Genomic DNA, 25,686 nt, shown 5'->3' with positions numbered 1-25,686 from the left:
GCTCCTAGGCCGACTTGGCGGGGCGATGGCGGAAGAGGGCGCGTTGCAGGGCGGAGAGCGCGAGGTCCAGGACGACGGCGACGACCGCCACGAGTACGGCTCCGCCCAGTACCTGTACGAGGTCGCGCTGGGCGAGACCGTCGAAGACGTACCGGCCGAGCCCCCCGAAGGAGACGTACGCGGCGATGGTGGCCGTCGCGACGACCTGGATGAGGGCGAGCCTGAGTCCGGTCATGATCAGCGGGAGGGCGAGGGGCAGTTCCACCTGGAGGAGGACCTGATGCCAGCGCATGCCCTGGCCGCGCGCCGCGTCCCGTACCTCGGGGTCGACGGCGGACATCCCGGCGTAGGTGTTGGTGACGATGGAGGGCACGGCGAGCGCCACGAGGGCGATGTAGACCGGCCACATCGAAAGGCCGCTGGCGAGGAAGACCAGCACGACGAGCCCGACCGTGGGCAGCGCGCGCCCGAAGCTGGAGAGGTTGATCGCGAGGAAGGCGCCGCGCCCGGTGTGGCCGATGAGCAGGCCGACCGGCAACGCGATGGCGGCGGCGATCAGAGTGGCGAGCAGTGAGTACTGGAGGTGTTCCGCGAGGCGGTGGCCGATGCCGTCGGGACCGGTCCACTGCTCACCGCTGACCAGCCAGGCGCCGAGGTTCTTGAAGAGTTCGTACATGAGCGCTCAGGCCCCCTGCTTCTGCCGGCGGGTCCATGGGGTCAGGACGTACTGGAGGGCGACGAGCACCGCGTCCGCGACGAGTGCGAGGAGCAGGGTCAGGACGACGCCGACGATGACGGGGGTGGGGAAGTTGCGCTGGAAGCCGTCCGTGAAGAGCTGGCCCAGTCCGCCGTCCCCGATGTACGTGGCCACGGAGACCAGCGAGATGGCCATGACCGTCGCGATCCGCACGCCCGCCATGATCACCGGGAGGGCGAGGGGGAGTTCGACGGTGAGCAGGGTGCGCAGCGGCCGGGTTCCCATGGCCTTCGCGGCCTCCTTGGTCCTGGCGGGCACGGAGTCCAGACCCTCGACGGTGTTCCGCAGGAGCACCACGAGGGTGTAGATCGTCAGGCCGATGACGGTGGTGGTGCGGGTGAGCCCGCTGACCGGCAGGAGGAGCACGAAGACGGCGATGGACGGAATGGTGAACAGGATGTTCGACAGCCCGAGGAGCAGCCCGCGCAGCCGGCGCACCCGGTGCGCGAGTACGGCCAGGGGGAGCGATACGACCAGGCCCAGGAGTACGGCGGTGAGGGCGGCCTGGAGATGGGAGACGGCCAGGGTGGTGAGATCACCGGAGTGGTCGGATATCCACGACCAGTCGATGCTCATGCGCCCACCGTGCTCGCCGCGCCGTGGACGCGTCCCGCGTGGTCGTGGATGTCCTCGCGGGACGTCACACCCGTGAGAACGCCCTCCGCGTCGACCCGGGCGACGAGTCCGCTCGGCGCGGCGATCGATTCGTTGAGGGCCGAGAGGAGCGAGTCCGTGTCGCGCAGCGGCCGGACCGGGGCCTGCGCCTCGCTCTCGGTGTCCTGCCAGGCCAGCGGCTTGCGGGCGGCGTCGAGGGTCAGCTGCCAGCGGGTGCCCTTGGGAGCGGGGCCCTGGGTGACCTCCGCCAGTGCGGTCAGCGACAGCAGCTTCAGACCGCGCTCCGCGCCGAGGAAGTCCGCGACGAACGCGTCCGCGGGGCGGGCCAGCAGCTCGGCGGGGCCGGCGCACTGGACGAGGTGGCCGCCGGTACGGAAGACGGCTATGCGGTCCCCGAGCCGGACGGCCTCGTCTATGTCGTGCGTGACGAAGACGATGGTCTTGTTCAACTCCCGCTGCAGGCGTAGGAGTTCGTCCTGGAGCTGGGTGCGCACCACGGGGTCGACGGCGCCGAACGGCTCGTCCATCAGGAGTACCGGCGGGTCTGCGGCGAGCGCCCGTGCCACGCCGACCCGCTGCTGCTGGCCGCCGGAGAGCTGATGGGGGTAGCGCTTCCCGGCGTCGGCGGAGAGGCCCACCGTCTCCAGGAGTTCCGCCGCCCGTGCCCGCGCCTTCTTCCGGCCCCAGCCGAGCAGCAGGGGCACGGTCGCGATGTTGTCGAGGACCGTGCGGTGGGGGAAGAGCCCGGACTGCTGGATCACGTAGCCGATGGAGCGGCGCAGGTCGGCGGCGTCCTGCTCCAGGACGTCCTTGCCGTTGACCCTGATCGTCCCGGAGGTCGGATCGACCATCCGGTTGATCATCCGAAGTGTTGTTGTCTTGCCGCAACCGGAAGATCCGACGAGGACGGTCACGCCGCCTTCCGGCATGTCGAGCGTGAGGTCGTGCACCGCGGTCGTGCCGTTCGGGAAGCGCTTGTTGACCGTGTCGAATTGGATCATGTGGAGTCCCTTGCCCGGCTGCATATCATCATGCAGAGTTCTTGGTGTCTGAATAGATTGTCAATAGTCAGTCGCCGTTCAGGAGTAAATCCCTGGTGACAAGTGGCCGTAGGGCAAGACGAAGCTTCCGGTTGAGGAGGAATTGCGCGTGATGTCGTCTCATATCGCGGACGGGGTGACGGTCGGCAGCGATGCGGTCGTCACCCTCGACGGCCGGGGACTGATGGTCGCAGATGTCGTACGCATGGCCGAATCCACCGTAAAACCCGTCCCCGGGGCGGAGGGTATGAAGCGTGTGGAGACCTCGTGGAACGCCGCCCGGGAGATCGCCTCATGGGGTCGCGTCTACGGCCGCTCCACCGGCGTGGGTGCCAACCGGAACGAGCCCGTACCGACGGAGGCGGCCGCCGATCACGGGCTGCGGCTGCTGCGCAGCCACGCCGGATCGATCGGGGAGGAGCTGCCCGCGCGGCAGGTCCGCGCCATGCTCGCCGTCCGGGCCAACCAGCTGCTCGCGGGCGGTGCCGGTCTGCGCCCGACCGTCGTCACGGCACTCTGCGAGGCGCTGGAGACGGGCGCCCATCCGAAGGTCAACGAATTCGGCTCGGTCGGCACCGGCGACATCGCCGCACTCGCGCAGATGGGCCTCGCGCTGGCCGGTGAACACCCCTGGCAGGGCCCCGGGGTGGCCCCAGCCCCGCAGCCCCTCGACAACAACGACGCCCTCGCCCTGATCAGCAGCAACGCGCTCACCCTCGGCCAGTCGGCCCTCGCCCTGCACGAGCTGCGCGGCCTGATCGCCGCCACCCAGGTGGTGGCGGCACTGTCCCTGATGGCGACCGACGGTTCGTACGAGGCGTACGCGCTGCCCGTGCACGAGGCGCGGCGGCACGCCGGTTCGTACGCGGTCGCGGAACGGATGCGACTGCTGCTCGGCGCCGCCGACCGCCCCACGCCCCCGCTCGGCCGGATCCAGGACCCGTACGGCTTCCGCTGCGTGCCCCAGATCCACGGACCCGCGCACGATGCGGCGGACGCGCTCGAAGACGTCCTCACCGTCGAGATCAACGCGGCGGCGGAGAACCCGCTGATCTCGGCGGACGATATGGCGGCCTACCATCACGGCGGCTTCTACATCGCCCAACTCGCGCTTTGCCTGGACCACTTCAGGCTTGCGGTGACGCAGGTGGCGCGGCTGTCGACCTCGCGCCTGTCCACGCTGAACGAACCGGCCTTCACCCGGCTGCGGCCGTTCCTCGCGGACGGCGCGCCGGCCGCGTCGGGCGTGATGATCCTTGAGTACGCGGCCGGCGCGGCGCTCGGGGATCTGCGCGCCTTCTCCGCGCCCGCCTCGCTCGGCCACGCGGTGCTCTCGCGCGGGGTCGAGGAGCAGGCCAGCTTCGCCTCACTGGCGGCCCGGCAGACGCTGCGCGCGTGCCAGGCGTACCGGCTGGTCGTGGGATGCGAACTCGTCGCGGCCGTAAGGGCGTTGCGCCAGCGTGACATGCGGCTCGATCCGCAACTGCCGGTCGGGCGGGCCTTCGCGCTGGCGGACGCGGTGCTCGACGCGGAGCTGGCCGACCGGCCGCTGACGGACGATGTGACGGCGGCGGCCGGGCTGCTCGACCGGTTCACCGAACTGTGGCTGGACCTCGGCTCGCGGAGTGACACGGCCTTCGACGCCCAGGGCGCGGTGCGGCGCGGGTGAAGAGCGGCCGTGCGGGCGTGGGACGGTCCCGGGGCGCGACCGTCCCGGCGCGCGCGACCGGAAGAGTTTCCTCCCAGTAGGTGCAGACCGCGAGAAATTGAGCAGGCGAGAGATATGGGCTCACTTCTTCGAACCACCCCATCACCGTCCGAGCAGTCGCTCCGGTCGCGGGAGAAGACGACGGCTCGGCGGGCCGGTACGCGCCGGCCCCGGCTGCTCGTCCCGGTCGCGGCCGCGTCGATCGCCCTCGTCACGGCCGGCTGCGGCGGCACCGCGGCCTCGGCCGGACAGCCCGCCGCGAGCGGCTCCGCCGGCAGCGGCGCGCCGACGGCGAAACACTCCTCGGACCCGCAGACCTCCGCGCCGGCGGCGGCCACGGGCGCCCCCGAGAGCTCGGCTGCCCCCGAGGGCTCGACCGCCCCGGACTCCGCCGGCTCCGGAACGGGAACCCGGCGCTGCACGACCAAGGACCTGTCGATGAGTCTGCGCACCGGCGACGGCGGCGCGGGCCAGGTCCACTACCGGCTCACGTTCGCCAACAAGTCCGGCCACTCGTGCACCCTGCGGGGATTCCCCGGCGTCTCGTTGATCAGGCGCGACGGCAGCGCGATCGGCGTCCCGGCCGAACGCGAGGGCGCCTCGGGGCAGCAGACCGTGATCGGCGCGGGCGGGACGGCGGACGTCACGCTGCACACCCTGAACCAGGGGATCGCGGATTCCGGCTGCTGGCGCACGCCCGACTACCTCAGGGTCTACCCGCCCGGCTCCAAGGAGGCGCTCACCCTGCGGACCTCCGGCATCCGGGTCTGCGGCGACCGCTTCACCACCACGGCGGTGGAGGGCTGAACCACCGGTCGGCGGACAGGACCACCGGCCGCGGGCCGCCCGGGACTTACCGGGCGGCCCGCGGTGCGTGGACGGCGGCCGCTCAGCCGAGACTGCCGGTCATCGCGTTGAGCAGGGTGCCGACGGCGTCGTCGTTCTCCAGGGAGAAGGCGAACATGCCGGCCAGCCCCTTCTCGGCGGCGTACGCGGCGCGGGCCTCGATGGCCCGAGGCGTGTCACCGGTCCAGAAGTTGGTGCCGTCGTAGATCCAGGAGCTCTCGGTGACGGGGTCCCAGTGGGTCTGGGCCGCCGTCGGGTTCAGTTCCTTCCAGGCCGCGAGCCCGGCCTCCTGACTCAGGGGTCTGGCGGGGGTGGGGCCGGTGGCGCTCTGGTAGAGCCCGGAGTCCGTCCCGGCGGGCACGCCGGTCCAGCCGCGCCAGTAGAACGGCACCCCGAGCACCAGCTTCGACGCGGGGAAGCCGCCGGTGATGCCGTATTCGGGCAGTCCGTCGGTGTAGGCGGTGACCGCCGTGTCGAGGTTGTACTTGGCGCTGCCGGGTTCGATCGGGGTGGTCGGGTCGGCGGGGCTGTCGTGCAGCGGGTCCTGGTGGTTGGTGGGACCGGTCGCGTCCCAGGAGCCGTGCATGTCGTACGTCATGACGTCGGCGTAGTCCAGATAGGCGCCGATCCTGTCCGTCTCCAGGTACTTGATCTTGTCCTGTCCGCTGGGAAGGGCCGCGGTCAGCAGGAACTTCTTGCCGAGCGTCGCCCCGTACGCGTCGAGCTGGGTGCGGAACTCCTTGAGCAGCAGGGTGAAGTTGGCCTTGTCCGCGTCGGCGTAGTGGTTGCCGGTGTGGCCGCCGGCCGATCCCGGGTACTCCCAGTCGATGTCGATGCCGTCGAAGATCCCGGCGGCGGAGGCCACCCCGCCGGACGGGTCGCCCTGGACGTTCTTCGGCAGGTTGCCCTTCATGAACATGTCGATGCAGGAGGAGACGTACGCCTTCCGGGACGCGTCGGTGGCAGCGGCGTCGGAGAAGTACTTGGAGTAGGTCCAGCCGCCGAGCGACACGGTCAGCCGCAGGTTGGGGTACTTGGCCTTGAGTGCGCGGAGCTGGTTGAAGTTGCCCTTGAGCGGCTGCTCGTAGACATCGGCCGTGCCGTCCACGCTGTCGCCCGCGGCGACATCGGCCTGGTAGTCGGCGTAGGCGTCACCGGCACCGTCGCCGGCGTTGGGGTTGTCCTCGTTGCCCGCGTCCGACGCCTTGATGGCCTCGAAGCACTTGTGCGTCGTGGGATGGACGTTCTCGAAGGCGTACGTCACCACGTCGAGCCCGGCCGCCGCGCCGCTGGTGCCGATCTGCTTCGGGTAGTACGCGTTCTCGTAGATCCCCCACTGGTCGAAGTAGGCGGAGGCGTACGGCTTCGCCGCGGGCGCCTCGCCGGTTGTCACGGTGACGGGCTCGGACTGGCCGGAGGCGTGGCCCGCCCGGTCGTAGCCCTGCACGGTGAAGGTGTAGGAGGTGCGCGGCCGGAGGGAGCTGACGGCGACGGTGGTGCCCATGGACGTGGCGGCGATCTCGCCCTTGGCGTAGACCTTGTACGCCGGAACGTCGCCGTTCTGCGAGGAGTCCGTCGACTTGTTCCACTTGAGCACCACGGCGTTGCCGGTGACCTTCGTGGAGACCAGGCCGGTGGGGGTGCTGACCTTGCCGTCGCCCGTGGGGCCGTTCGGGTCGGTGCTCGGCGGCGGTGTGGTCGGCGGGGTCGTCGGAGGGGTGGTCGGCGGCGTGGTGGGATCGCCGCTCGGGCCGGTCAGGGTCAGGTCGTCCGCGCGGTAGGCGCCCTGTCCGTACCAGCCGTGGGTGTAGACGGTCACCGAGGTCGTGCTGGCCCCGGTGGTGAAGGTGGTCGACAGCCGCTTCCACGAGGTGGCGTCCGGCGCCCAGGCGCTCGCGTCGACACCCGTGCCGGTCGCGCCCAGGTAGACGTAGCTGCCCTGGACCCAGCCGGCCAGCGTGTACGGCGTTTTCGGCCGCACGGCCACCGTCTGAGCGCACCGGCCGGTGTCGGAGGCGGTGGCGGGTGCCGCCAGGGCGCCCGAGCCGCTGTGCGGGGGAGCGGAGGCGGTGGCGCCGGCGGCGCACGTCCAGCCCTCCAGGGAACCGGCCTCGAAGCCGGAGTTGGTGAGCAGCTCGGCGTCCGTCGCGGCGGCGGAGCCCGGGACGGCGGCGAGCGCCGCACCCGAGGCGACCAGGACGGCGGCCACCGCCAGCGCGCTGTGGCGCAGCGCGCGTCGTGCCGGGCTGCGGGCCGCCGGAATTCCGGGGCCGGCCGGGTTTGCAGGCATCATGCAACCTCCGTGGGGGACGGACCGCACCAGGGGATGTGTTCATGCCGCATCCAGCGGCACGCCCAAGAGATTGGACTGGACCAATAGGGGCGTCAAGGGGTGCGGCAGGCACTCGGGGGAATTTGGATTAGACCAATTTCGCGGCGCTGAGACATCGGGGCAGCTGGCCCGGCCCGTGCGCCGGAGTACCACGGGCGAGGCGCGGCCGGACGCGCCGCGACGGCAAGGGCACCTCCGGGCCGCAGGCTGCGGCCCGGAGGTGCCCTTCGCCCCGCCGGGCGGACGGTGCGGTGCATCAGGAGGCGGGATCAGCCGGGCAGCTTCGCCAGGACGACCTTGTTCGAGCCACCGTTCTCCGTGTCCATGGCGTAGAACGCCACCTCGCCCCGGTTGTTGATGCTGATGCCCTCGGTCGGCACCCAGCGCGGCGATTCGATCATCGCGCTCACGTCGTACATGCGGCCCTCGGGGTCCCAGACGACCGGCGTGTTCGCATCGGGCGCCGTCTCCGCGCTGCCCACGATCCAGCCCGCGTCGTTGACCTTCAGTGCCTTGGCGCTGAACCCGAAGTCGGGCAGCCGCGTCATCGTGCCACCCGGCTTCAGCACGAACGCGTCGTCACCGCTGGTGCCGACGATCGTTCCCGAGGAGTTGACGCTCTCGGCGTAACTGTCGGCCATGCCGGGCAACGTACCCAGTTCGGTGATCGTCCCGCCGGCGTCCCACCGGACGGCACGACGCCTGCCGTCCTTGGACGAATGCCCGACGACCACACCGGAGTTGTTGATGGCGAGGGGCTCGGTGAGGTTCCGGCTCTCCGTGAGGTGCGGCAGCTTGCGGAAACCGTCCTTCGCGTTCCAGACGAAGCCCTCGTTCACCTCCAGGCTGCGCCCGGTCGCCGGATCGGTGATGTTCCCGGTGGCGTTGCCCACGACCGTTCCCGTGTCGTTGACGGCGAATCCCCGTGCGAACCGGTAGTCGGCCCAGTCGGGCAGCGGCAGGGTGGTGAGTTCGCCGTCCGCGTTCCACAGGCCGGCCCGGGTGCCCTCGGCCGGCGTCAGCTGACCAGTGGCGTATCCCGCCGTCGCGCTCTGGCCGAGCACGTGGCCGTCACGGGCACCCCCGTTGTCGAGCAGGGTGACGCCGTTCGACGCGTCCCAGCGGATCGGCCGGCCCATGCCGGAGACCTGCTGGGAGCCGGCGACCCGTCCGGTGTCATCCAGGCTGAAGGCGACGGCCGGGCCGAACGAGGCGGTGACGTCCGCGTGCGGGTTGGTGACCTTGCCGAGCAGCACGTCGGCGCTGCCCAGCGTGGTGCCCGCGTCCGTGGCCAGCGAGAACCGTCCCACCAGGCTGCGGCCCGCAGGCGGCGCCGTTTCCGCCGTCAGACGGCCCGTCACCTTCGTCGACTCACCCGGGTCAAGGCGCACCGGCTTCCTCCGGTCCACGGTCACGGAACCGAGCGACGCCGAGAACATCGTGTCCTGGATGTCGAACGCGGTACTGCCCGACGGCACGTCCGTACCGGCGATGTACAGCAGGTAGTAGCCGGGGGTGGGGTTGTCCAGGGAGAGCGACTCGCGCGAACCGCCGTTGGTGGAGGAGGCGATCAGCGCCCCCGACTGGGCCACCAGGTACAGATCCAGATCGGCGTTCTTGTCGGAGGCGTTGCCCATCGACACCTCAAGCCGCGTCGCGTCCCTCGGCACCGCGATCTGCTTGCCCGTCATGTCCTGGTCGCTGACGGTCGGGTGCTCCTGCGACAGGGCGCCCAGGGAGCCGCCCACCGCGTGGGCGGTCACCGGCGCGAACCGGTTGACGGCCGTGAACGACTTCTCGGCCGGAGCGTGGACCGCCGCCTCGTCGATCACCGAGGACGCCGGGTCGAGCGCGGCCCCCAGCACGGTGGCGGTGAGCCGGTAGGGGTTCTCCAGGACGGGGGACGTGCGCCGGGCCTCCACCTCGAACTCCCAGACGCCAGGCATCGGCCGCTCGTACGTACGCGAGCCGGGAGCACAGTCCTTCGGGTCCGAGAAGTTCGTGTAACAGCGGCTGACGGCCGTGTCCTCCACGGGCTTCCCCTGCGGATCGACCGCCAGGAAGCGGGTCTGGCTGTCACGGGCGACGCCGGACAGGTCCACCTTCACCGCCGCCGCGCCCTCCGGCACCGCGACGAAGACCGACCGGGTGCCGTTGCGGTCCACCGAGCCCTTCGCCGACACGGCGTACGACGGCTTCGCGGGGGCGGCGGCGGCCACGACGGTGACCGGCACCAGCCGGTCGACGCCGGGTGTCGCCGGATCGTCGACGCGCAGCAGCGCGGAGTGCGCACCCGTGGTCCCGGACTGTGCCCGGATGCTGATCGTGGCCTTCCCGCCCCGGTCCAGCCTCACCGAGCGCGGCGCGCGGAACGTTCCGTCGTTGCCGAGCCACGACAGCTCGGCCCGGCCACTGCCGGAACCCGTGCGGGTCAGTTCCACCGTGTAGTCCTTCGCCCGGTGGACCTCCTGCCCGCCGTCGCCGGGAGCGCAGCGGTTGTACACCCCGGCGCCGGACTTCGGAGTCGCCAGCAGCCCGGCGAGTACGCCGCACACCGGCGCCTCGACGTCGTACGAGGTCGGCCGGCCCTTCTTCGCCAGCAGCTTCCACGCCGCCGGCACGGAGATCAGACCGGCGCCCTGAGCGTAGGCGGGCCGATCCTCCAGGTACGCCGCAGAACCGGTCAGCGCGGTGCGCATCGCGGCCGGTGACACCTTCACCCGGGTGTCGGCCGCCGCCGACAGCAGCAGTGCGACGGCTCCGGCGGCCTGCGGCGACGCCATCGACGTGCCGTTGAACATGCCGTAACCGGCCGGCAGTTCATAGCCGGTGTCGGGGACACTCTCGCCGGGCAGCCACGTCGGTATGGACGACACGGCGGCGCCGGGGGCGAGGAGCTCCGGTTTCATCCCGCCGTCCTCGCGCGGACCGCGTGCGGAGAAGGGGAACAGCGACTGACGGGCCTTCACCCGGGAGCCGTAATCGGCCCACCAGGTGTCCTTGCTGACGGAGGCGCCCACCGCGATCACCTTGTCGGAGGTCGCCGGGTCGGAGACGGTGTTCATGCCCGGCCCGTCGTTGCCGGCCGACGACACGATCTGCACGCCGTACTCGTCGATGAGGCGGTTGTACAGCACCGCGCGGACGTTGTCGCCGTCATTGAGGGCCGACAGCCCGCCGATCGACAGGTTGACGACGTCCGCGCCCTTGTTCACGACGACATCGATCATGCCCTCGGCAAGGGCGTAGGAGGTGCAGCCGGAGGCGAACAGGCAGACCCGCTCGGAGACGATCCGCGCACCCGGCGCGGCACCGTCCATCTTCCCGCCGAACAGCCCGTGGCCCGCGGTGATACCCGCGACGTGAGTGGCGTGCGAACCGGAGACGATGCCGATGTTCACGAAGTCGGCGCTCGTGCCGGCGCTGCCGCCGCCACGCGCCGAGAGGTCCACGTCATCCCGGTACTCGACGGTGAACGGCAGGGACTCGACGACCACCGTGTCCGGGTCGTCCTTGCCGAAAGTGCCCCAGGTGCCGCTGTCGGCGTACGGCTCCACGACATCGGAGTCACCGAACGACCGGTCCAGGTCGGCGTCGACCCAGACCCGGTGGTCCGACTTCCGGTACAGGACACCGAACCGGTCACTGTGGTCGCCGTCCCGGTTCACGTCACCGGCGAGTTCGCTGCCCCAGGTGGCCTCCTCGTCGAAGAGCTGGAACTCGTAGGAACCGTCGGGGGCTTTGTAGTCCACGCCGCCGTACCGGAAGGTGCCGTCCGTGACGGTCACCTTGAGACGCATCTCCAGCCATGTGGGGTCGGCGTCGGTGACCGGGTCGGTCGCCGTCACCCAGTCCTGGATCTTCGGCTTTCCGGTCGTGGTCGTGCGCAGTGCCGGATGGGACGGATCGACCCCGGTGTCCAGGATGCCGACCGTGACGCCCCGGCCGTCCCAGGAACGGTGGTCCTCGGTGAAGCCGGTGGCGCCCGTCTCGGCGACCGGCAGATAGGGGTTGTCCGCCGGGGTCCTCCGGCCGGGCGGAGCCGGGGCGGCGGTGTCCGAAGGCCCCTTGCCCTCGGCCTTCTTCCTGTCCTGGCCGGTGACCGGTGAGGGATCGGGGATCTTGAACGTCTCGCTCAGGTCGACGGCGCGGACCGACTTGAGCGCGGCGAGCGCGGTGACCTTCCCGGTGGGCACCGTGGCGCGGACGTAGCCGAGCCTGTCGTCCGCCCTGACGACGTGACCGCCGAGGCGGGCGACCTCGGCACGCGGCGTTCCGGTGTCTCCCTCGGCGGTGGCCAGCAGGACGGTGACCGTTCCGCTCTTCCTGCTCTCGGCCTTCTGCAGCAGCGTGCGGTCGCGCGAACCCAGCTTGTCGCGCTGGTCCGTGGGGGCCTTCTTCGGTACGCCGGGCACGGCCGTGCCCAGCGGGTGCGGCACATCGGCCGCCTGGGCGGGCAGCGTCGACAGGCCCAGCAGCGAGCCGCTCAGGCCGGCCGCGAGGACGACGGCGGTGAACCGTCTGCGGCGCGTGGTGGGGCGGGACATGGGTGCCCTTTCGCATGGCGGGGCCCCGGCGGGACCGGGACCACGGCGGTGGCTTCGCCGGTACCCGGGGCGCCGGCGAAGGGTCATGGGCACGGTCTACCGAGCAGGCGGCGGGTGACGCAGCCGGAACGACTGGCGGATGTGTGACACGACGTGAAGTCGCCACGCCCCGTGCGGCCCAGCACACCAGCAGAGATACGGCCGGACCCACCCGGAGAGATGCGGCTGGACCCATCCGGAGAGGTCCGGCTGAACACTCCCGCAGCGATGGCGACTTGCCGACAGGCGCAATCTCGCCACCGGCATTCACTTCCGCCGGCCCGGCTCCGGGTTCATGATCATGCGATGCCCGTCTCTCCGTCGCCCACAAGGCGAGTTGAGGCACCGTCACTGCCCAGAGCGGAGCCACGAATCATGAGTCAAGTCCCGGGGCGCAGACGCCTCGCGATGGCTGCGGCGGCAACCGTCCTCGCCACCCTGGCGGCCACCGCACCCGCTGCCGCGGCGGCGCCCTCCCCGGCCGCCACGCAGAGCGCGGACCGCCTGCTCGCCTCCCTGGACGGCCAGGAGCTCCAGGCTCTGCATCACATGGCCGGCCTGGACCTGGGCGGCCTGCACCTCACCGACAAGGCCGCGCTGCGCAGCGCGGAGCCGGTCGACGTGATCGTCCAGCTGAGCACACCGCCCGCCAGGACCGCCCGGCTGCTGGCGGCGGCCGAAGGCCGCACCGTCAGCGACGCGGAGGCCCGCGACGCGGTGACGAAGGCGCACCAGAAGTTCCGCACCGCTCTGGAGGGCATGTTCGCGCGGCCCGACGGCGCGAAGACGGCGAAGAAGACGCCCGCGCCGACGCCGGGACGCAGTTTCACCCACAGCTTCGACGGTGTGAGCCTCAGACTGCCGGGCAACCGGGTGGCCGCCCTCCTGGACAACGACCAGGTCACCGCCGTATGGCCGGACACCACGGTGAAGGCGCTCGCACAGCGCGAGCCGGCCGGCGCCGCCGTGTCCGGAGCCCGGGAGCCGGGCGGCGCCGACGACGGCGCCACCCGGCTGCACGAAGAAGGCATCACCGGCAAGGGCGTCAAGGTCGGCATCATCGACACCGGCATCGACTACCACCACCCCGACATCGAGGCCGCCTACGCGGGCGGGTACGACTTCGTCGACGACGACTCCGACCCCATGGAGACGACGTACGCCGACTGGAAGGCATCCGGCCAGGCCGAGACCAACCAGGGCGCGACGTACTACACCGAGCACGGCACCCACGTCGCCGGAATCATCGCGGGGCGCGGCGCCGCGTCCACGGAACGCGCCGCGCACGGCGTCGCTCCCGGCGCGTCCGTGTACGCCTACCGCGTGCTGGGACCGTACGGCAGCGGCCGCACCAGCGACATCATCGCCGCGATGGACCGGGCCGCCGACGACGACGTGGACGTCGTCAACATGTCGCTCGGCGCTGCGGTCAACGACCCGCTCAGCCCGGCGTCCATAGCCGCCGACAACCTCGTTCTCGACGGCGTCACCACGGTCATCGCCGCAGGCAACAGCGGGCCGGGCACGAACACCCTCGGCAGCCCGGGAGCCGCCGCACTGCCGCTCACCGTCGGCGCGCACGACGAGCCGATGACGCTGCCCGCGTACACCCTGGACGCCGGCGGCACCACGGGCCAGGGACGGCTGCTCGCCCAGCCGTTCGGCGACGCGCTCGACAAGCTGGCCTCCGGCGAATACCAGGTGGCCGACGCCGGCACCGGGACCGCCGCCGGCTACACCGGCAAGGACGTGACCGGCCGGGCGGTCCTGGTGCGCCGGGGCGGGATCACCCTCGACGAGAAGGTGCGGCGCGCGCAGTCCGAGGGCGCCGCGGCCGTCCTCCTCGTCAACGACAACGCCGCCGAAGGGCACATCCCCTCCTACATCGGTGAGAGCCCGTCCTACGTCCCGGCGTTCTCACTCACCGCCGCCGACGGCGCCGCACTGACGGCCGCGACCGCGGACGGCTCCGCCCGGCTCACGTTCACCGAGGCCGGGACGTTCAGCCTCGGCGACGGCTCACTGGCCGACTTCACCTCACGCGGTCCGGCGTACGGCACCGGCACCATCAAGCCGGAGATCACCGCCCCCGGCGTCAGCGTGCTCTCCTCCGTTCCCTCGGACGTCGTCGACCCGGAGACCGGGGACTACACCTACGCGTACGCCCGGCTGAGCGGCACCTCCATGGCCTCGCCGTACATCGCCGGAGCCGCGGCACTGATGCTCCAGCACGACCCCCGGCTCACGCCCGACGACATCAAGACGGCGCTGATGAACACCGCCCGCCCGCTGCCCGGCAAGGTCAGCGTCTTCGACGCCGGGGCCGGCGCCGTCGACCCGTACTCCGCCGTGCACGCCACGGCCGGGCTCCAGGTGCAGGCCCGCACCCCGTACATCGGCCTCGACGGCACGCGGAGCGAGATCGGCCACCGCACCGGCGCCCTCGACCTCGGCACGCTGCCAGTGGGCCGGGCCGTGCGGACCGAGCAGCGGCTGAGTCTCGTCAACGAGGGCCGCTCCAAGGAGAGTTACGCCGTGAGCGCGGAGTTCACCCGGGGCAACGGCACCTCCGGCGATGCCCGCGCCGCCCGCATCAGCCTGCGCACCGATGACCGGGTCACCGCGAAGCCCCGCGGCACGACGACCGTGCGCACCACCCTGCGGGTGCCCGCCGGTGCCCCGGCCGGCTACTACGAGGGCTTCCTCACCCTCACACCGGTCCGGAGCGGGGGGTCGCACGCGCTGCGGGTGCCGTTCGGGCTGCGCGTGGCCGAGTCGGGCTTCGAGGAGATCGACATGACGAAGCCGGTGATGTCGACCAACCAGTTCTCGGACGCCGGTTCCGCCGGCGGCGGGGCGGCCACCTTCGACCTGCGGATGGCCGGGCAGCTGCGCAGCGTCGACGTGTTCCTCGCCGACGCCCGCGGCAAGGACCTCGGCTACATCGGCGGCGTCAGCACCGTGGGCCTCACCGAGGGCGTCCTGTACGGCCCGGTGACGGTCGGCGGCTGGTACCACCCGCTGACCGGGCGGGCCGCCACGCCGGTCGACCCGCGCGGCCGGTGGGCCGCGGACGGCCACTACAAGCTGCGGATCGTGGGCACCGACGCCCACGGCGGCACCGACACGGAACTGCGTGACGTCTACGTGGACTCCCACCCGCCGGTCTACGAGGACGCGTACGGCGGCTGGGACCTGTCCCATCCCGTGGTCGTCCAGCGACCGGCCGACGCGACGTCGTTCGCCGTCTCCGGCATCCTGCGTGACGGTGAGAGCGACGCGATCCACGACGCCGGGTTCGACATCGGCCAGCAGGACAACCAGCTGCTGTACTCCACCTACAGCCCCAACTCGCCCACCGGGCACGTCAACGCCGACGCGCAGGGCAAGGTGGGCCTCCAGGTCCCGATCAGCGCGGGCCCGCCGACCACCTACCTCAAGCTGTGGCCCACCGACGCGGCCGGCAACATCGGGGACGTCCGCGTGGTCAACCTCATCAAGGAGGGGACCCCGTACGTCGTCGGCACGGCAGGCGCTCCGGCGGCGCGCGCCGGGGACCGCGTCACGTACACCCTCACCGCGCACGACCTCGACCACTGGAAGTCCTTCACCTCCCAGATCCGCTACGACGACCGCGACGTGCGGCTCGTCGGTGTCGAGCCGACCGCCGAGCTGGCGGCCCACGGCTCTTCCGCGATCCACCGGACCGACGTGTCCGACGGGGCGTCGTCGTACAGCACCGTCTCCTTCGACGTCTCCGACACCGCCGGGCTGACCAGCGACTCGATGCCGCTGCTGAAGGTGACGTACGAGGTGACGGGGGAGCACTGGACGACGTCGGCCGGGCTGAACACCGGCACGACGTACGCCGTCGACACAGCGGGTGCCAAGGTGCAGCTGAACATCCAGTACTACGGCTCGGTCCGGATGCTGAACCCGGAGTCCACCTTCGGCGCACGGCCCGCGGCCGAGGCGCTGCTGACCGAGGACTACGGATTCGACACCGGGCGCGACTACGGCCTCGACGGCTTCGACGCGGCTCTGACCGCGCCGGACGGCACCCGGCGAACCCTGCCGGTCGACGCGGGCGCCAGGGTCTCCGCCGACGGTCTGCCTCCTGCGGAGAAGCCCTACCGGTTCGAGGTCAAGGTCCCCGGCCACTTCGCCTGGTCGGAGGAGATCGACCTGGGCCTGCACGGATACGGGCCCGTGGCCGGCACCGGAGGCTCCTCGGTGCCCGCTCTGGTCGCCGGTGACGTCAACGGCGACGATGTCATCGACGTCCGCGACGCGGCCGCCGTGTACGAGGCGCGCGGCACCGCGAACCGCGCCGCCGACATCGACCACGACGGCACGGTCGACGACCGGGACCTGCACTGGGTGGTGCAGAACTACCTTCAGCACAACACCATGTCGGAGCACGTCACCGACCCGGTGAAGCGGCTGCGCGGCAGGACCCTGGAGGACTACGTGAACCGGATGTGAACCCCGGTACCGGGTGAACGGTCCGCCCGTCGGCGCCCCGGCGGCGGACCGTTCACACCCAGTTGTTGCGCATCGCGTACCAGCCCAGCTGGACACGCGAGGAGACCGCCGCCACGTCCATCAGAGCGCGGAGCCGGCGCTGGACCGTGCGGGGCGACGTGCCGAGCTGGTGGGCCGTCGCCGCGTCCGTCAGACCGGACAGCATCAACTGCAGGAGCCGGCGGTCCTTCGGGCTCAGATCGCCGTCCTCGCGCAGATACGGGCGCGAACGCCGCCAGACCGCTTCGAACAGCTCGACGGCCAGCAGCACCACGGGCGGCCCCAGCACCATCGATCTGCCGCCCCCCACCTGGACCATCGCGGTCTCGCCGTCCGCGACGACGAGTTTGATCAGGGGCTGGTCGACGACCCGCACCTGATGACCGGCCGCCAGCCGCTCGTCGAGCGCGTGCAGGGCCGCCGGCTCGGAGAGGAAGTCGCGGTCGACGACCACGCGGTAGGCGGCCGTGGGGTTCCCGTCCTTCCGCAGGGCCGGCTCCGGACCCTCGTTCGGCGGCGGCGGCGGCGGCGGCGTGGGCGTGGGCGTGACCAGCGTCGACGGGACGGGCGCGACGGTGTTGGCCCCGGACTGGAAGACCAGGAGCGAGGTGCGGGCCGAGTACTCCAGCTCGTACAGGCGCCGGGCCTGCGCCTCGTGCCCCTGCCAGTACTCGATGGGCTGCTCCGGCTCCCCGTCGGCGCCGGTCCGCCACTGGCCGAGCAGTTGGGCCAGCGAGTCGTCGGCCCGGCGCAGGTCCTCCTGGAGCCTGGCCAGGGAGGAGCGCACGGAGTCGGAGGGCCCGGCGGCCGGGGAGCCCGGTGGGTCGGGAGACGGTATAACTGCCGGACGCGGTGGTATTCCTGAATCGGACGACATGGATCAAGTGTCTTCACGAATGGATCAGTTCTGACAACACCCCCCGGGACGCCGCCCGCGCCTTCCGCTCACCGGCCACGCGGCTCACGCGTCCGAAGCTGGAGGCCCCACCGCGCAAACCATTAGGTTGGCCGGGAAGGTTTCGGCAGCCGGACTCACGATGGGGGCGAGCATGACCATGCTCAAGGGAACCAACGTTCCAGTGGCGGCGCAGGCCGTGCGCGTCGAGCTGGGGTGGCACACCACCCCCGGGACGCCGGACGTGGACGCCTCCGCGCTCCTCCTCCTCGCATCGGGAAAGGTGCGCGGCGACGCGGACTTCGTCTTCTACAACCAGCCGGCCCACGCGTCCGGCGCGGTGCGCCACGAGGGCAAGCAGGTGGCCGACGGCGCGGCCACCGAGAGCCTGGCCGTCGATCTGACACGGGTGGAGCCCGCCGTCGACCGCATCGTGCTGGCCGCTTCCGCGGACGGTGGCACATTCGGCCGGGTGACCGGGCTGTACGTGCGGATCACGGACACGGCGAGCGGCTCGGAACTGGCCCGGTTCGACAGCGCCGACGCCACCGTCGAGACCGCGTTCGTCCTCGGCGAGCTCTACCGGCGCCAGGGCGCCTGGAAGTTCCGGGCCGTGGGCCAGGGATACGGGAGCGGGCTCGAAGGCCTCGCCACGGACTTCGGGATCTCCGTCGACGAGCCGCGGCAGCCGCAGCAGGCCCCTCAGCCCCCGACACCGCCGCAGCCCCAGCAGCCGAACCCGGCGACACGGGTCGACTCCGTGCCGCCGCCGCAGCTGTCGCCCCCGCAGCCGCCGTATTTCCAGCCGGCCGCCGCCGCTCCGATCGCGCGCCCGGCCCCGCCCGCCCCTCCGGCGCCTCCAGCCCCTTCGGTCACCCAGCCCGTCAGGCTCACCAAGGTGACGCTCACCAAGGAAGCGCCGTCGGTCTCGCTCGCCAAGCAGGGCGGTACCTCGGGATCCATGCGCGTCAACCTCAACTGGGAGGTGCGCAAGCAGTTCAAGGGGTGGGGGAGCAAGCTGGGCCGGGCCGTCGCGAACCACGCGGACCTCGACCTCGACCTCTGTGCCCTCTACGAGCTGACCGACGGGCGCAAGGGCGTGGTGCAGTCGCTCGGAAACGCCTTCGGATCCCTCCGGCAGGCGCCCTACATCCACCTCGACGGCGACGACCGGACGGGTGCTGTCGCCTCCGGTGAGAACCTGACCGTCAACCTCGACCAGAAGTCCAGGATCCGCCGGATCCTGATCTTCGTCACCATCTACGAAGGGGCCCGGAGCTTCGCCGATCTGCACGCGACGGTGACCCTCCAGCCCCAGCACGGTGCCGCGATCGACTTCTCGCTCGACGAGTGCACCGTCCCGTCCACGGTCTGTGCACTCGCGCTCATCAGCAACGACGGGGGCGATCTCACCGTGCAGCGGGAGGCCCGCTACCTGGTGCCGCAGCGCGGGGTGAGCCCGCAGCGCACCATCGACCAGGCCTACGGCTGGGGCATGAACTGGACCCCCGGCCGCAAGTGAGCTCCGGCCGCCGGTTCACCGGTCCGGTGCGGCCTCGGGACGCGCGTACGTACGCCCCTTCCAGGCCGCACCGCGGCCCCGGTAGTGCTGGACGGCCGAATCGACCGTCATCAGCAGGTACAGCAGTGCGGTGAACGGCAGCAGCGGCGCCAGCCACAGGGACTGCCGGTAGTACCCCAGCATCGGCATATACGTACCGGCCATCACGACCCAGGCGACGCCCCCCGTCCAGGCCGCCAGGGAATTGGGGGCCAGCAGTCCGGCCACCAGCGTCACGGGCGGCGCGAGGTAGACGAGCGCGAGCCCCAGCACCGTGCCGAGCAGCAGCAGCGGATTGTGCCGCAGCTGGGCGTACGCGCTGCGGGAGATCATCCGCCACAGGTCGGCCAGGCAGGGGTACGGCCGCACGCTGTCCACCCGGTCCGCGAGCCCCAGCCAGATCCGGCCGCCGCTGTCCCGCACCGCACGGGCCAGCGACACGTCGTCGATCACCGCCTGCCGGATCGACTCCGGCACCCCCGCCCGTACGGCGGCCTCGGTCCGCAGCAGTACGCAGCCGCCCGCGGCCGCGGTGGTGCGTGCAGCCGCCCGGTTCACCCACCGGAACGGGTAGAGCTGCGAGAAGAAGTACACGAACGCCGGGACGACGAGCCGCTCCCAGGTGCTCTGGACCCGCAGCCGGGCCATCTGCGACACCAGGTCGAAGCCGCCCGGCCCGGCGGCCGCCACCAGCTCCCGCAGACTGTCCGGCTCGTGCGCGATATCGGCGTCCGTGAGCAGCAGGTACTCCGGGTCCCTGGTCCGGGCCTGCGCCATCCCGTGCCGCACGGCCCAGAGCTTCCCCGTCCAGCCGGGCAGCGGCTCCCCGGGCGACACCACGGTCACCGGCAGCCCACCGTGCCGCACGGCCAGCGCGCGGGCCAGATCCCCGGTGCCGTCCTTGCTGCAGTCGTCGACCAGGAAGATCTCGGCCGGTCCCGGATAGTCCTGCGCCATCAGCGACGGCAGACTCACCGGAAGCATGTCGGCCTCGTCCCGGGCGGGGACGACGATCGCGACGGACGGCCAGTCGCCGGGCTCCGTGCTGTCCGGCAGCCGCTGGTCCGTCCGCCAGAAGAATCCCTGGCCCAGCAGCAGCCACACCCAGGCGGCGAGGGAACCCACGGCGATCCAGACAATGGCGCTCATTGGCCGAAGTCTGCCCCACTGAGCCGGGACCGCAAGGGTGGTCGACTATGGTGACCGGGTGAAGATCGCGCTCATGGACTCCGGAATCGGCCTGCTCGCCGCCGCCGCAGAAGTACGCCGGCTGAGGCCGGACGCCGATCTGGTGCTCTCCTCCGACCCCGACAGCATGCCCTGGGGCCCCCGCACCCCCGAGTACGTGACGGAGCGCGCGCTCGGCGTCGCCCGCGCGGCCGCCGCCCACCGGCCCGACGCGCTGATCGTCGCCTGCAACACCGCCTCTGTGCGCGCGCTCCAGGCGCTGCGGGCGGAGCTCGAACCCGGCCTGCCGGTCATCGGGACCGTTCCCGCGATCAAGCCGGCCGCGGCCGCCGGCGGACCGTTCGCGATCTGGGCCACCCCGTCGACCACGGGCAGCCCGTACCAGCGAGGACTCATCAGTGACTTCGCCGGCTCCGCGGCCGTCACCGAGGTCCCCTGCCCCGGTCTCGCCGACGCCGTGCAGTACGCCGACGAGGAGGGCATCGACCGGGCCATCGCCGCGGCCGCCGCGCTCACCCCGCCCGACGTCCGGGCCATCGTGCTGGGCTGCACCCACTACGAGCTGGTCGCCGAGCGCATCCGCGACGCCGTGCGCCGGCCCGGCCGGCCCGCCGTGGCCCTGTACCCCTCCGCCGGAGCCGTCGCGGCCCAGGCGCTGCGCCGGATCGGGGCCGAACCCGCTCCGTCGGCCGAACCGGCCTCCGGTCTCGTGGTGCTCCTCGGCGGCCGGGTGTCCGAACTGCCGGAAGCCGCTCTGGCCTACCCGGAGGGGCGCCGGCTCATGGTGGCCACCCCCGCCCGCTGACCTTCCGGCGACCCGGCCGGAGCCGCGGGACCCGTTCCGTCGTGCGGATTCTTCAGTACGCTGCTTGGCATGAGGGACCACCCCCGAGAACCGAGGCACAGCGGAGCCGACTCCCACCCGGCGGTCTGGACCGGCCGGGCCACCAACCGGACCCAGTGGGTGCTCGCCGCGGCGGGCGCCGCCTGCCTGGCGCTCGGCATCCAGCTCGCCGTCAGCTCCACCTGGACCTCCGGCATCGCACCGCTGCTGATGTCGGTGATCGGCTGCATGGCGGCCGGTCTGCTGATGCTCTTCGGCACCCTGGCCTTCGTGAACGTGGCCGTCCGGGTCGACGGCGACGCCCTCGAAGTGCGCTGCGGCCACATGGGCCTGCCGCGCCGCCGGATCCTGCTCACCCATGTGGTGGGCGCGGAGTTCGCTCCCCGGGTCACCCCCCGCCAGTGGGGCGGCTGGGGCTACCGCTGGCGCCCGGAGCAGGGCACCGCCGTGGTCGTACGGCGCGGCGAGGGCCTGGTGCTCCGGCTCGGTGACGGCAGGACCTTCACCGTGACGGTGGACGACGCGGAGGCGGGCGTCCGGTTCATCCGCGACCGGCTGCACCTGCCGGCCACCGGCGCCCCGGCCGGAGCCTGAGACACCGCGGCGGGTCTCCGGGCCTGTGACGGCCCGTGCGTGACGGCCGGATCAGACCGGTCGGCGGGGGACTGCCGCACAGATCAACGGCCCCGGCAGGCACCCGTCAGGGATATGCGCAGAATAGGCTGAGAAACGATCCGGATGTACGGATTCCGCCATCGGGACAGGGCTGCCGGACGCACAGCGGGCCACCGTAGACTCCGCCTGGTGAGCACCACCATCGCCCCGGTCGGCGACCCGCAGCAGCCCGCCTCCGTCCATCGAGCCAGGCGCCTGCTGCCTCGACTCGTCCGTCCCAGCGCAGCCGTGCTCTCCGGGCTGATGCTGTACGTGAGCTTCCCGCCCCGGCCCCTGTGGTGGCTGGTTCTGCCCGGGTTCGCACTGCTGGGCTGGGTGCTGTTCGAGCGCAGGCCCCGCGCCGCGTTCGGCCTCGGCCTGCTCGCCGGGCTGGGCTTCATGCTGCCGTTGCTGCACTGGACCGGTGAAGAGGTCGGCCCGCTGCCTTGGCTGGCCCTGGCAGCCGCCGAAGCACTGTTCATCGCGCTGGGCTGCATCGGCATCTCCGCCGTGTCCCGGCTCGCAGGCTGGCCGTTCTGGGCCGCGGCGGTCTGGGCCCTGGACGAGGCGGTACGAGCCAGGGTGCCGTTCGGCGGCTTCCCCTGGGGCAGGATCGCCTTCGGCCAGGCGGACAGTGTCTTCCTGCCGCTCGCCGCGCTCGGCGGCACACCGCTGCTCTCCTTCGCCGTCGTGCTGTGCGGCTTCGGGCTCTTCGAGGCGGTCCGCCGCTTCCGGGTCCGCCGCGCCACCGGTGAACTGCCCCGGCTGGCCGCCGCGGTGACCGCCGCGGCCGTCCTCGTCCCGGTCGCCGCGGCGCTCGCGTCGCTGCCGCTGGTGGACGACTCGGCCGAGGACGGCACCGCGACCGTCGCCGCGATCCAGGGCAACGTGCCGCGCCTCGGCCTCGACTTCAACTCCCAGCGCCGCGCCGTCCTGGACAACCACGCGAACCGCACGGAGCAGCTGGCCCGGGACGTGAAGGCGGGCAAGGTACCGCAGCCCGACTTCGTCCTGTGGCCGGAGAACTCCTCCGACCTCGACCCCTACCGCAACGCCGACGCGAAGATCGTGATCGACGACGCGGTGCGGGCGATCGGGGTGCCGACCGTCGTCGGCGCGGTCGTCGAGCCCGACACCGGCAAGCTGCGCAACACCCTCATCCAGTGGGACCCGGACAAGGGCCCGGTGGCCACGTACGACAAGCGCCACATCCAGCCGTTCGGCGAGTACATGCCGATGCGTTCCTTCGTGCGGCTCTTCAGCTCGGACGTGGACCGGGTGCAGCGCGACTTCGGACCGGGCAAGAAGGTCGGCGTCTTCGACCTCTCCGGCTCCTACGTCGGGCTCGTCACCTGCTACGAGGCCGCGTTCGACGACGCCGTGCGCGACACGGTCGAGCACGGTGCCCAGATGATCGCGGTGCCCAGCAACAACGCCACCTTCGGCCGCAGCGAGATGACCTACCAGCAGCTGGCGATGTCCCGGGTGCGCGCGGTGGAGCACAGCCGGTCCGTCGTCGTCCCGGTCACCAGCGGCGTCAGCGCGGTCATCCGCCCGGACGGCACCGTCGTCCGCAAGACGAAGATGTTCACCCCGGACGCACTGGTGGAAGAGGTGCCGCTGCGGTCCTCGCTGACCCCCGCGACCAGGATGGGACCGCTGCCCGAAGGGGTGCTCTCGCTGCTCGCGGTCATCGGCCTCGGCTGGGCCGGCACGCGTGCGGTCCGCACGCGCCGCGCCCGCTGAACGACTCCGCACGCGACGTAGGCTCATCTCATGGCAATTCCTGACTTCATCCGAGAGATCCGCGCCACGGCGGGTCAACAGTTGCTCCTGCTGCCCGGCGTCAGCGCCGTCGTCTTCGACGAGGAGGGCAGAGTGCTGCTCGGACGGCGCGCGGACACCGGGAAGTGGTCGATCATCGGGGGCATCTCGGAGCCGGGGGAGCAGCCGGCGGCGACGGCGGAGCGCGAGGTGCACGAGGAGACGGCCGTGCACTGCGTCGCGGAGCGCGTCGTACTGACCCAGGCGCTGCCCGCCATCCAGTACGACAACGGCGACCGGTGCCAGTTCCTGGACATCACCTTCCGCTGCCGGGCCACCGGCGGCGAGGCCCGCGTCAATGACGACGAGTCGCTGGAGGTGGGCTGGTTCGGCGTCGACGCGCTGCCGCCACTGGACGAGTTCGCGCTCCTGCGCATCAAGCAGTCGCTCAACGACGGACCCACCTGGTTCGAGGCCACAGAACCGCAGTGAACGTGACGGACCGGGCGACGGCGCGAACGGCCGCCGCCCGGTCCGCGACACGGCACGGAATCCGACGGGCCCGCCGCCCCGCGCGCGGATCCCGGTCGTGCCGACGGGAGTTGTGGTCCGGCGTGTGCGGATGTGGCACAGTCGGGCCGTGGACGCACTGAGGCCCCAGGACCCCGCCCGCATAGGCACCTACCAGCTGCTCGGCCGTCTCGGCGCGGGCGGTATGGGGCAGGTGTACCTCGGCCGGTCACCCGGCGGACGGCTGGTCGCCGTCAAGGTCATCCGCGACGAGATCAGCGATCACCCCGAGGCACTGGCCCGGTTCCGGCGCGAGGCCGCGACCGTCGAGACGGTACGCAGCGTGTACACCGCCCAGCTGATCGAGGCTTCCCTCGACGCGTCCCCCTACTGGCTGGCCACGGAGTACGTACCGGGGCCCACGCTGCGCGCCGCCGTCCGCGCGGGAGGCCCCTTCCCGCCGGACAGCGCCCTGCGGCTGCTGGCCGCACTCGCCGAAGGACTGGCCGCGGTCCACGTGCACGGGGTCACACACCGGGACCTCAAGCCGCACAACGTCATCCTCTCGCCGCAGGGACCGCAGCTGATCGACTTCGGGATCGCACGCGGCATCGAACAGTCGGTCCTCACCCCGGAGGGGATGGCGTCGGGGACACCCGGATACACGGCCCCCGAGGTGCTGCTGGGCAATGAGGCTGGCCCGGCGGCGGACGTCTTCGCGCTGGGTGCCACGCTCGCGTACACGGCGACGGGCCGGCCCCCGTTCGGCACGGGCGACGCCGCCTCGGTGAGTTACCGGACCGTGCACGAGGAGATCGACCTGACCGGAGTGCGGCCGGACCTGGCCGCGCTGATCCGGAAGTGCGTCGAGAAGGACCCCGCGGAGCGGCCGGCGCCCGCCGTCGTGATCGCGCTGTGCGGGGTGGACTCGCCGCTGGCGTCGGACGCCCACTACGGCGCGCTGGTCCGCGCCCCGGGAGCCGTTCTCGTACCGGGGGGCGCGACCACGGCGCCGATGGTGTCCGGCGCGCACCCGGCGCCGGGGACGGACACGGTGCAGGCCCGGGGGACCGCCGCCCCGACCCGGCGGGAGCCCGGCCCCGCCGATCAGCCGGCGGCGGGGCCCTCGACGGCCGGGACCGTGGGCCGGCGCCCGCGGCGGGGGAGGGTCTGGGCCGCCGTGTGCGCGGTGGCGGTCGCGGTGCCGGTGACGGTCTGGCTGCTCCCGGAGACGGACGGCGGGGGCGCAGGCGCCGCGGCCGAGCCCGGTGCCACCGCGTCGGGCCGGCCGGCCGCGAGCCGTTCGCCAGCCGCGGAGAAGCCGAAGAGCCCACCGGACCACATAGCGAACGACCGTGTCTCGCAGGACCGCTGGACCCTGTCCGACGATCCGGACCAGGCCGCTCTGGGCAGCGGCGGCTGCGATGCGGACGAGGTTCCCGAGTCCTTTCCGCCGTCCGGTCTGACCTCCACCGTTTCGCACACCACCGGCTCCGGCACCGCCTCGGTGTCGATGCGGTTCGAGGACGCCGGGAAGGGAAGGAGACCGGCGCCCTACTACGTCTCGGTGGGCGTGCGGCCCCCGCACGAGACCGACCGCGCCACCGGGCGGCCGCTCCGGTCCGAGGCCAGGGGCATCGGTTTCACCAGCAAGCCGGTCGACATCTACTCCCACTGGTCCTCCGGCGGGGCCGTCAGGCTGAAGTACCCCGATGACTTCCGGGCCCACTTCGGAACGAAGACCCTCGGCGCGATTCCGGTGGGGGAGGACCGCGGGGACTGGACGGTGGTGATCTACCGCGTCGACGGCGGGCCGAAGGACTACACCCCCGTCGTGTGCAACGGCTTCCACGCCTGAGGCA

At 72.0% G+C, this 25,686-nt stretch carries 16 protein-coding genes; 9 read left to right on the top strand and 7 right to left on the bottom strand.

The window, feature by feature from the left end:
• Positions 1-4 precede the first annotated feature (4 nt).
• Genes ACZ601_RS15010 through ACZ601_RS15000 form a run of 3 tightly spaced genes read right to left on the bottom strand, consistent with a single transcriptional unit; the run spans position 5 to position 2,373 of the window.
• Positions 5-676 (bottom strand): ABC transporter permease, encoded by a 672-nt coding sequence (locus ACZ601_RS15010; protein ID WP_469537461.1) that lies wholly within the window; start codon positions 674-676, stop codon positions 5-7.
• A 6-nt stretch (positions 677-682) separates the two neighbouring features.
• Positions 683-1,333, bottom strand: a complete 651-nt coding sequence (locus ACZ601_RS15005; RefSeq protein WP_371774704.1) for an ABC transporter permease — start codon at positions 1,331-1,333, stop codon at positions 683-685.
• Positions 1,330-2,373 (bottom strand): ABC transporter ATP-binding protein, encoded by a 1,044-nt coding sequence (locus ACZ601_RS15000; protein ID WP_469537456.1) that lies wholly within the window; start codon positions 2,371-2,373, stop codon positions 1,330-1,332. The genes ACZ601_RS15005 and ACZ601_RS15000 overlap by 4 nt, the downstream gene beginning before the upstream one ends.
• A 151-nt stretch (positions 2,374-2,524) precedes the next feature.
• Between ACZ601_RS15000 and ACZ601_RS14995 the strand changes: the two genes are divergently transcribed.
• Together ACZ601_RS14995 and ACZ601_RS14990 are read left to right on the top strand one after the other, a co-directional pair.
• Positions 2,525-4,081: an aromatic amino acid ammonia-lyase gene (locus ACZ601_RS14995; RefSeq protein ID WP_469537624.1), complete on the top strand. Its 1,557-nt coding sequence runs from the start codon at positions 2,525-2,527 to the stop codon at positions 4,079-4,081.
• Between the two features lie 114 nt (positions 4,082-4,195).
• Positions 4,196-4,927 (top strand): DUF4232 domain-containing protein, encoded by a 732-nt coding sequence (locus ACZ601_RS14990; RefSeq protein WP_469537453.1) that lies wholly within the window; start codon positions 4,196-4,198, stop codon positions 4,925-4,927.
• Between the two features lie 82 nt (positions 4,928-5,009).
• Here the strand turns inward: ACZ601_RS14990 and ACZ601_RS14985 are convergent, their stop codons facing one another.
• Together ACZ601_RS14985 and ACZ601_RS14980 are read right to left on the bottom strand one after the other, a co-directional pair.
• The gene (locus ACZ601_RS14985; RefSeq protein ID WP_469537450.1) at positions 5,010-7,259 is read right to left on the bottom strand and encodes a glycosyl hydrolase family 18 protein; all 2,250 of its coding nucleotides are present in this window, start codon (positions 7,257-7,259) and stop codon (positions 5,010-5,012) included.
• 308 nt (positions 7,260-7,567) lie between these two features.
• Positions 7,568-11,845, bottom strand: coding sequence for a S8 family serine peptidase (locus tag ACZ601_RS14980; RefSeq protein ID WP_469537448.1), 4,278 nt, complete (start codon positions 11,843-11,845; stop codon positions 7,568-7,570).
• Between the two features lie 414 nt (positions 11,846-12,259).
• Here ACZ601_RS14980 and ACZ601_RS14975 point away from each other — a divergent pair, with 414 nt between their 5' ends.
• Complete coding sequence (locus ACZ601_RS14975; protein ID WP_469537445.1) at positions 12,260-16,369, top strand: S8 family serine peptidase; 4,110 nt, start codon at positions 12,260-12,262, stop codon at positions 16,367-16,369.
• 52 nt (positions 16,370-16,421) lie between these two features.
• On the opposite strand, the gene ACZ601_RS14970 is transcribed toward ACZ601_RS14975, so the two are convergent.
• Positions 16,422-17,195 (bottom strand): helix-turn-helix transcriptional regulator, encoded by a 774-nt coding sequence (locus ACZ601_RS14970; protein ID WP_469537443.1) that lies wholly within the window; start codon positions 17,193-17,195, stop codon positions 16,422-16,424.
• Positions 17,196-17,457: 262 nt separating this feature from the next.
• On the opposite strand from ACZ601_RS14970, the gene ACZ601_RS14965 reads away from it, so the two are divergent.
• Positions 17,458-18,825, top strand: a complete 1,368-nt coding sequence (locus ACZ601_RS14965) for a TerD family protein (protein ID WP_469537440.1) — start codon at positions 17,458-17,460, stop codon at positions 18,823-18,825.
• Positions 18,826-18,840: 15 nt separating this feature from the next.
• Here the strand turns inward: ACZ601_RS14965 and ACZ601_RS14960 are convergent, their stop codons facing one another.
• Positions 18,841-20,013, bottom strand: coding sequence for a glycosyltransferase (locus ACZ601_RS14960; RefSeq protein ID WP_469537437.1), 1,173 nt, complete (start codon positions 20,011-20,013; stop codon positions 18,841-18,843).
• A 58-nt stretch (positions 20,014-20,071) separates the two neighbouring features.
• Between ACZ601_RS14960 and ACZ601_RS14955 the strand changes: the two genes are divergently transcribed.
• From ACZ601_RS14955 to ACZ601_RS14935, 5 genes are all read left to right on the top strand, one after another.
• Positions 20,072-20,857, top strand: coding sequence for a glutamate racemase (locus ACZ601_RS14955; RefSeq protein WP_469537434.1), 786 nt, complete (start codon positions 20,072-20,074; stop codon positions 20,855-20,857).
• A gap of 69 nt (positions 20,858-20,926) precedes the next feature.
• Positions 20,927-21,490 (top strand): hypothetical protein, encoded by a 564-nt coding sequence (locus ACZ601_RS14950; protein ID WP_073738060.1) that lies wholly within the window; start codon positions 20,927-20,929, stop codon positions 21,488-21,490.
• A gap of 210 nt (positions 21,491-21,700) precedes the next feature.
• Positions 21,701-23,296 carry an apolipoprotein N-acyltransferase gene (lnt, locus tag ACZ601_RS14945; protein ID WP_469537431.1) on the top strand — a complete coding sequence of 532 codons (1,596 nt, stop codon included), beginning with the start codon at positions 21,701-21,703 and terminating at the stop codon, positions 23,294-23,296.
• A gap of 30 nt (positions 23,297-23,326) precedes the next feature.
• Positions 23,327-23,806 carry an NUDIX hydrolase gene (locus ACZ601_RS14940; RefSeq protein ID WP_469537429.1) on the top strand — a complete coding sequence of 160 codons (480 nt, stop codon included), beginning with the start codon at positions 23,327-23,329 and terminating at the stop codon, positions 23,804-23,806.
• Between the two features lie 148 nt (positions 23,807-23,954).
• Entirely contained in the window at positions 23,955-25,682 is a 1,728-nt protein-coding gene (locus ACZ601_RS14935; protein WP_469537426.1) for a serine/threonine-protein kinase, read from the top strand.
• Positions 25,683-25,686: the final 4 nt, after the last annotated feature.

It is taken from the genome of Streptomyces sp. NPDC104307 (genome assembly GCF_055584045.1).
The sequence above is the reverse complement of the archived record's forward strand: the minus strand, read 5'-3'. Positions and strand labels throughout refer to the sequence as shown.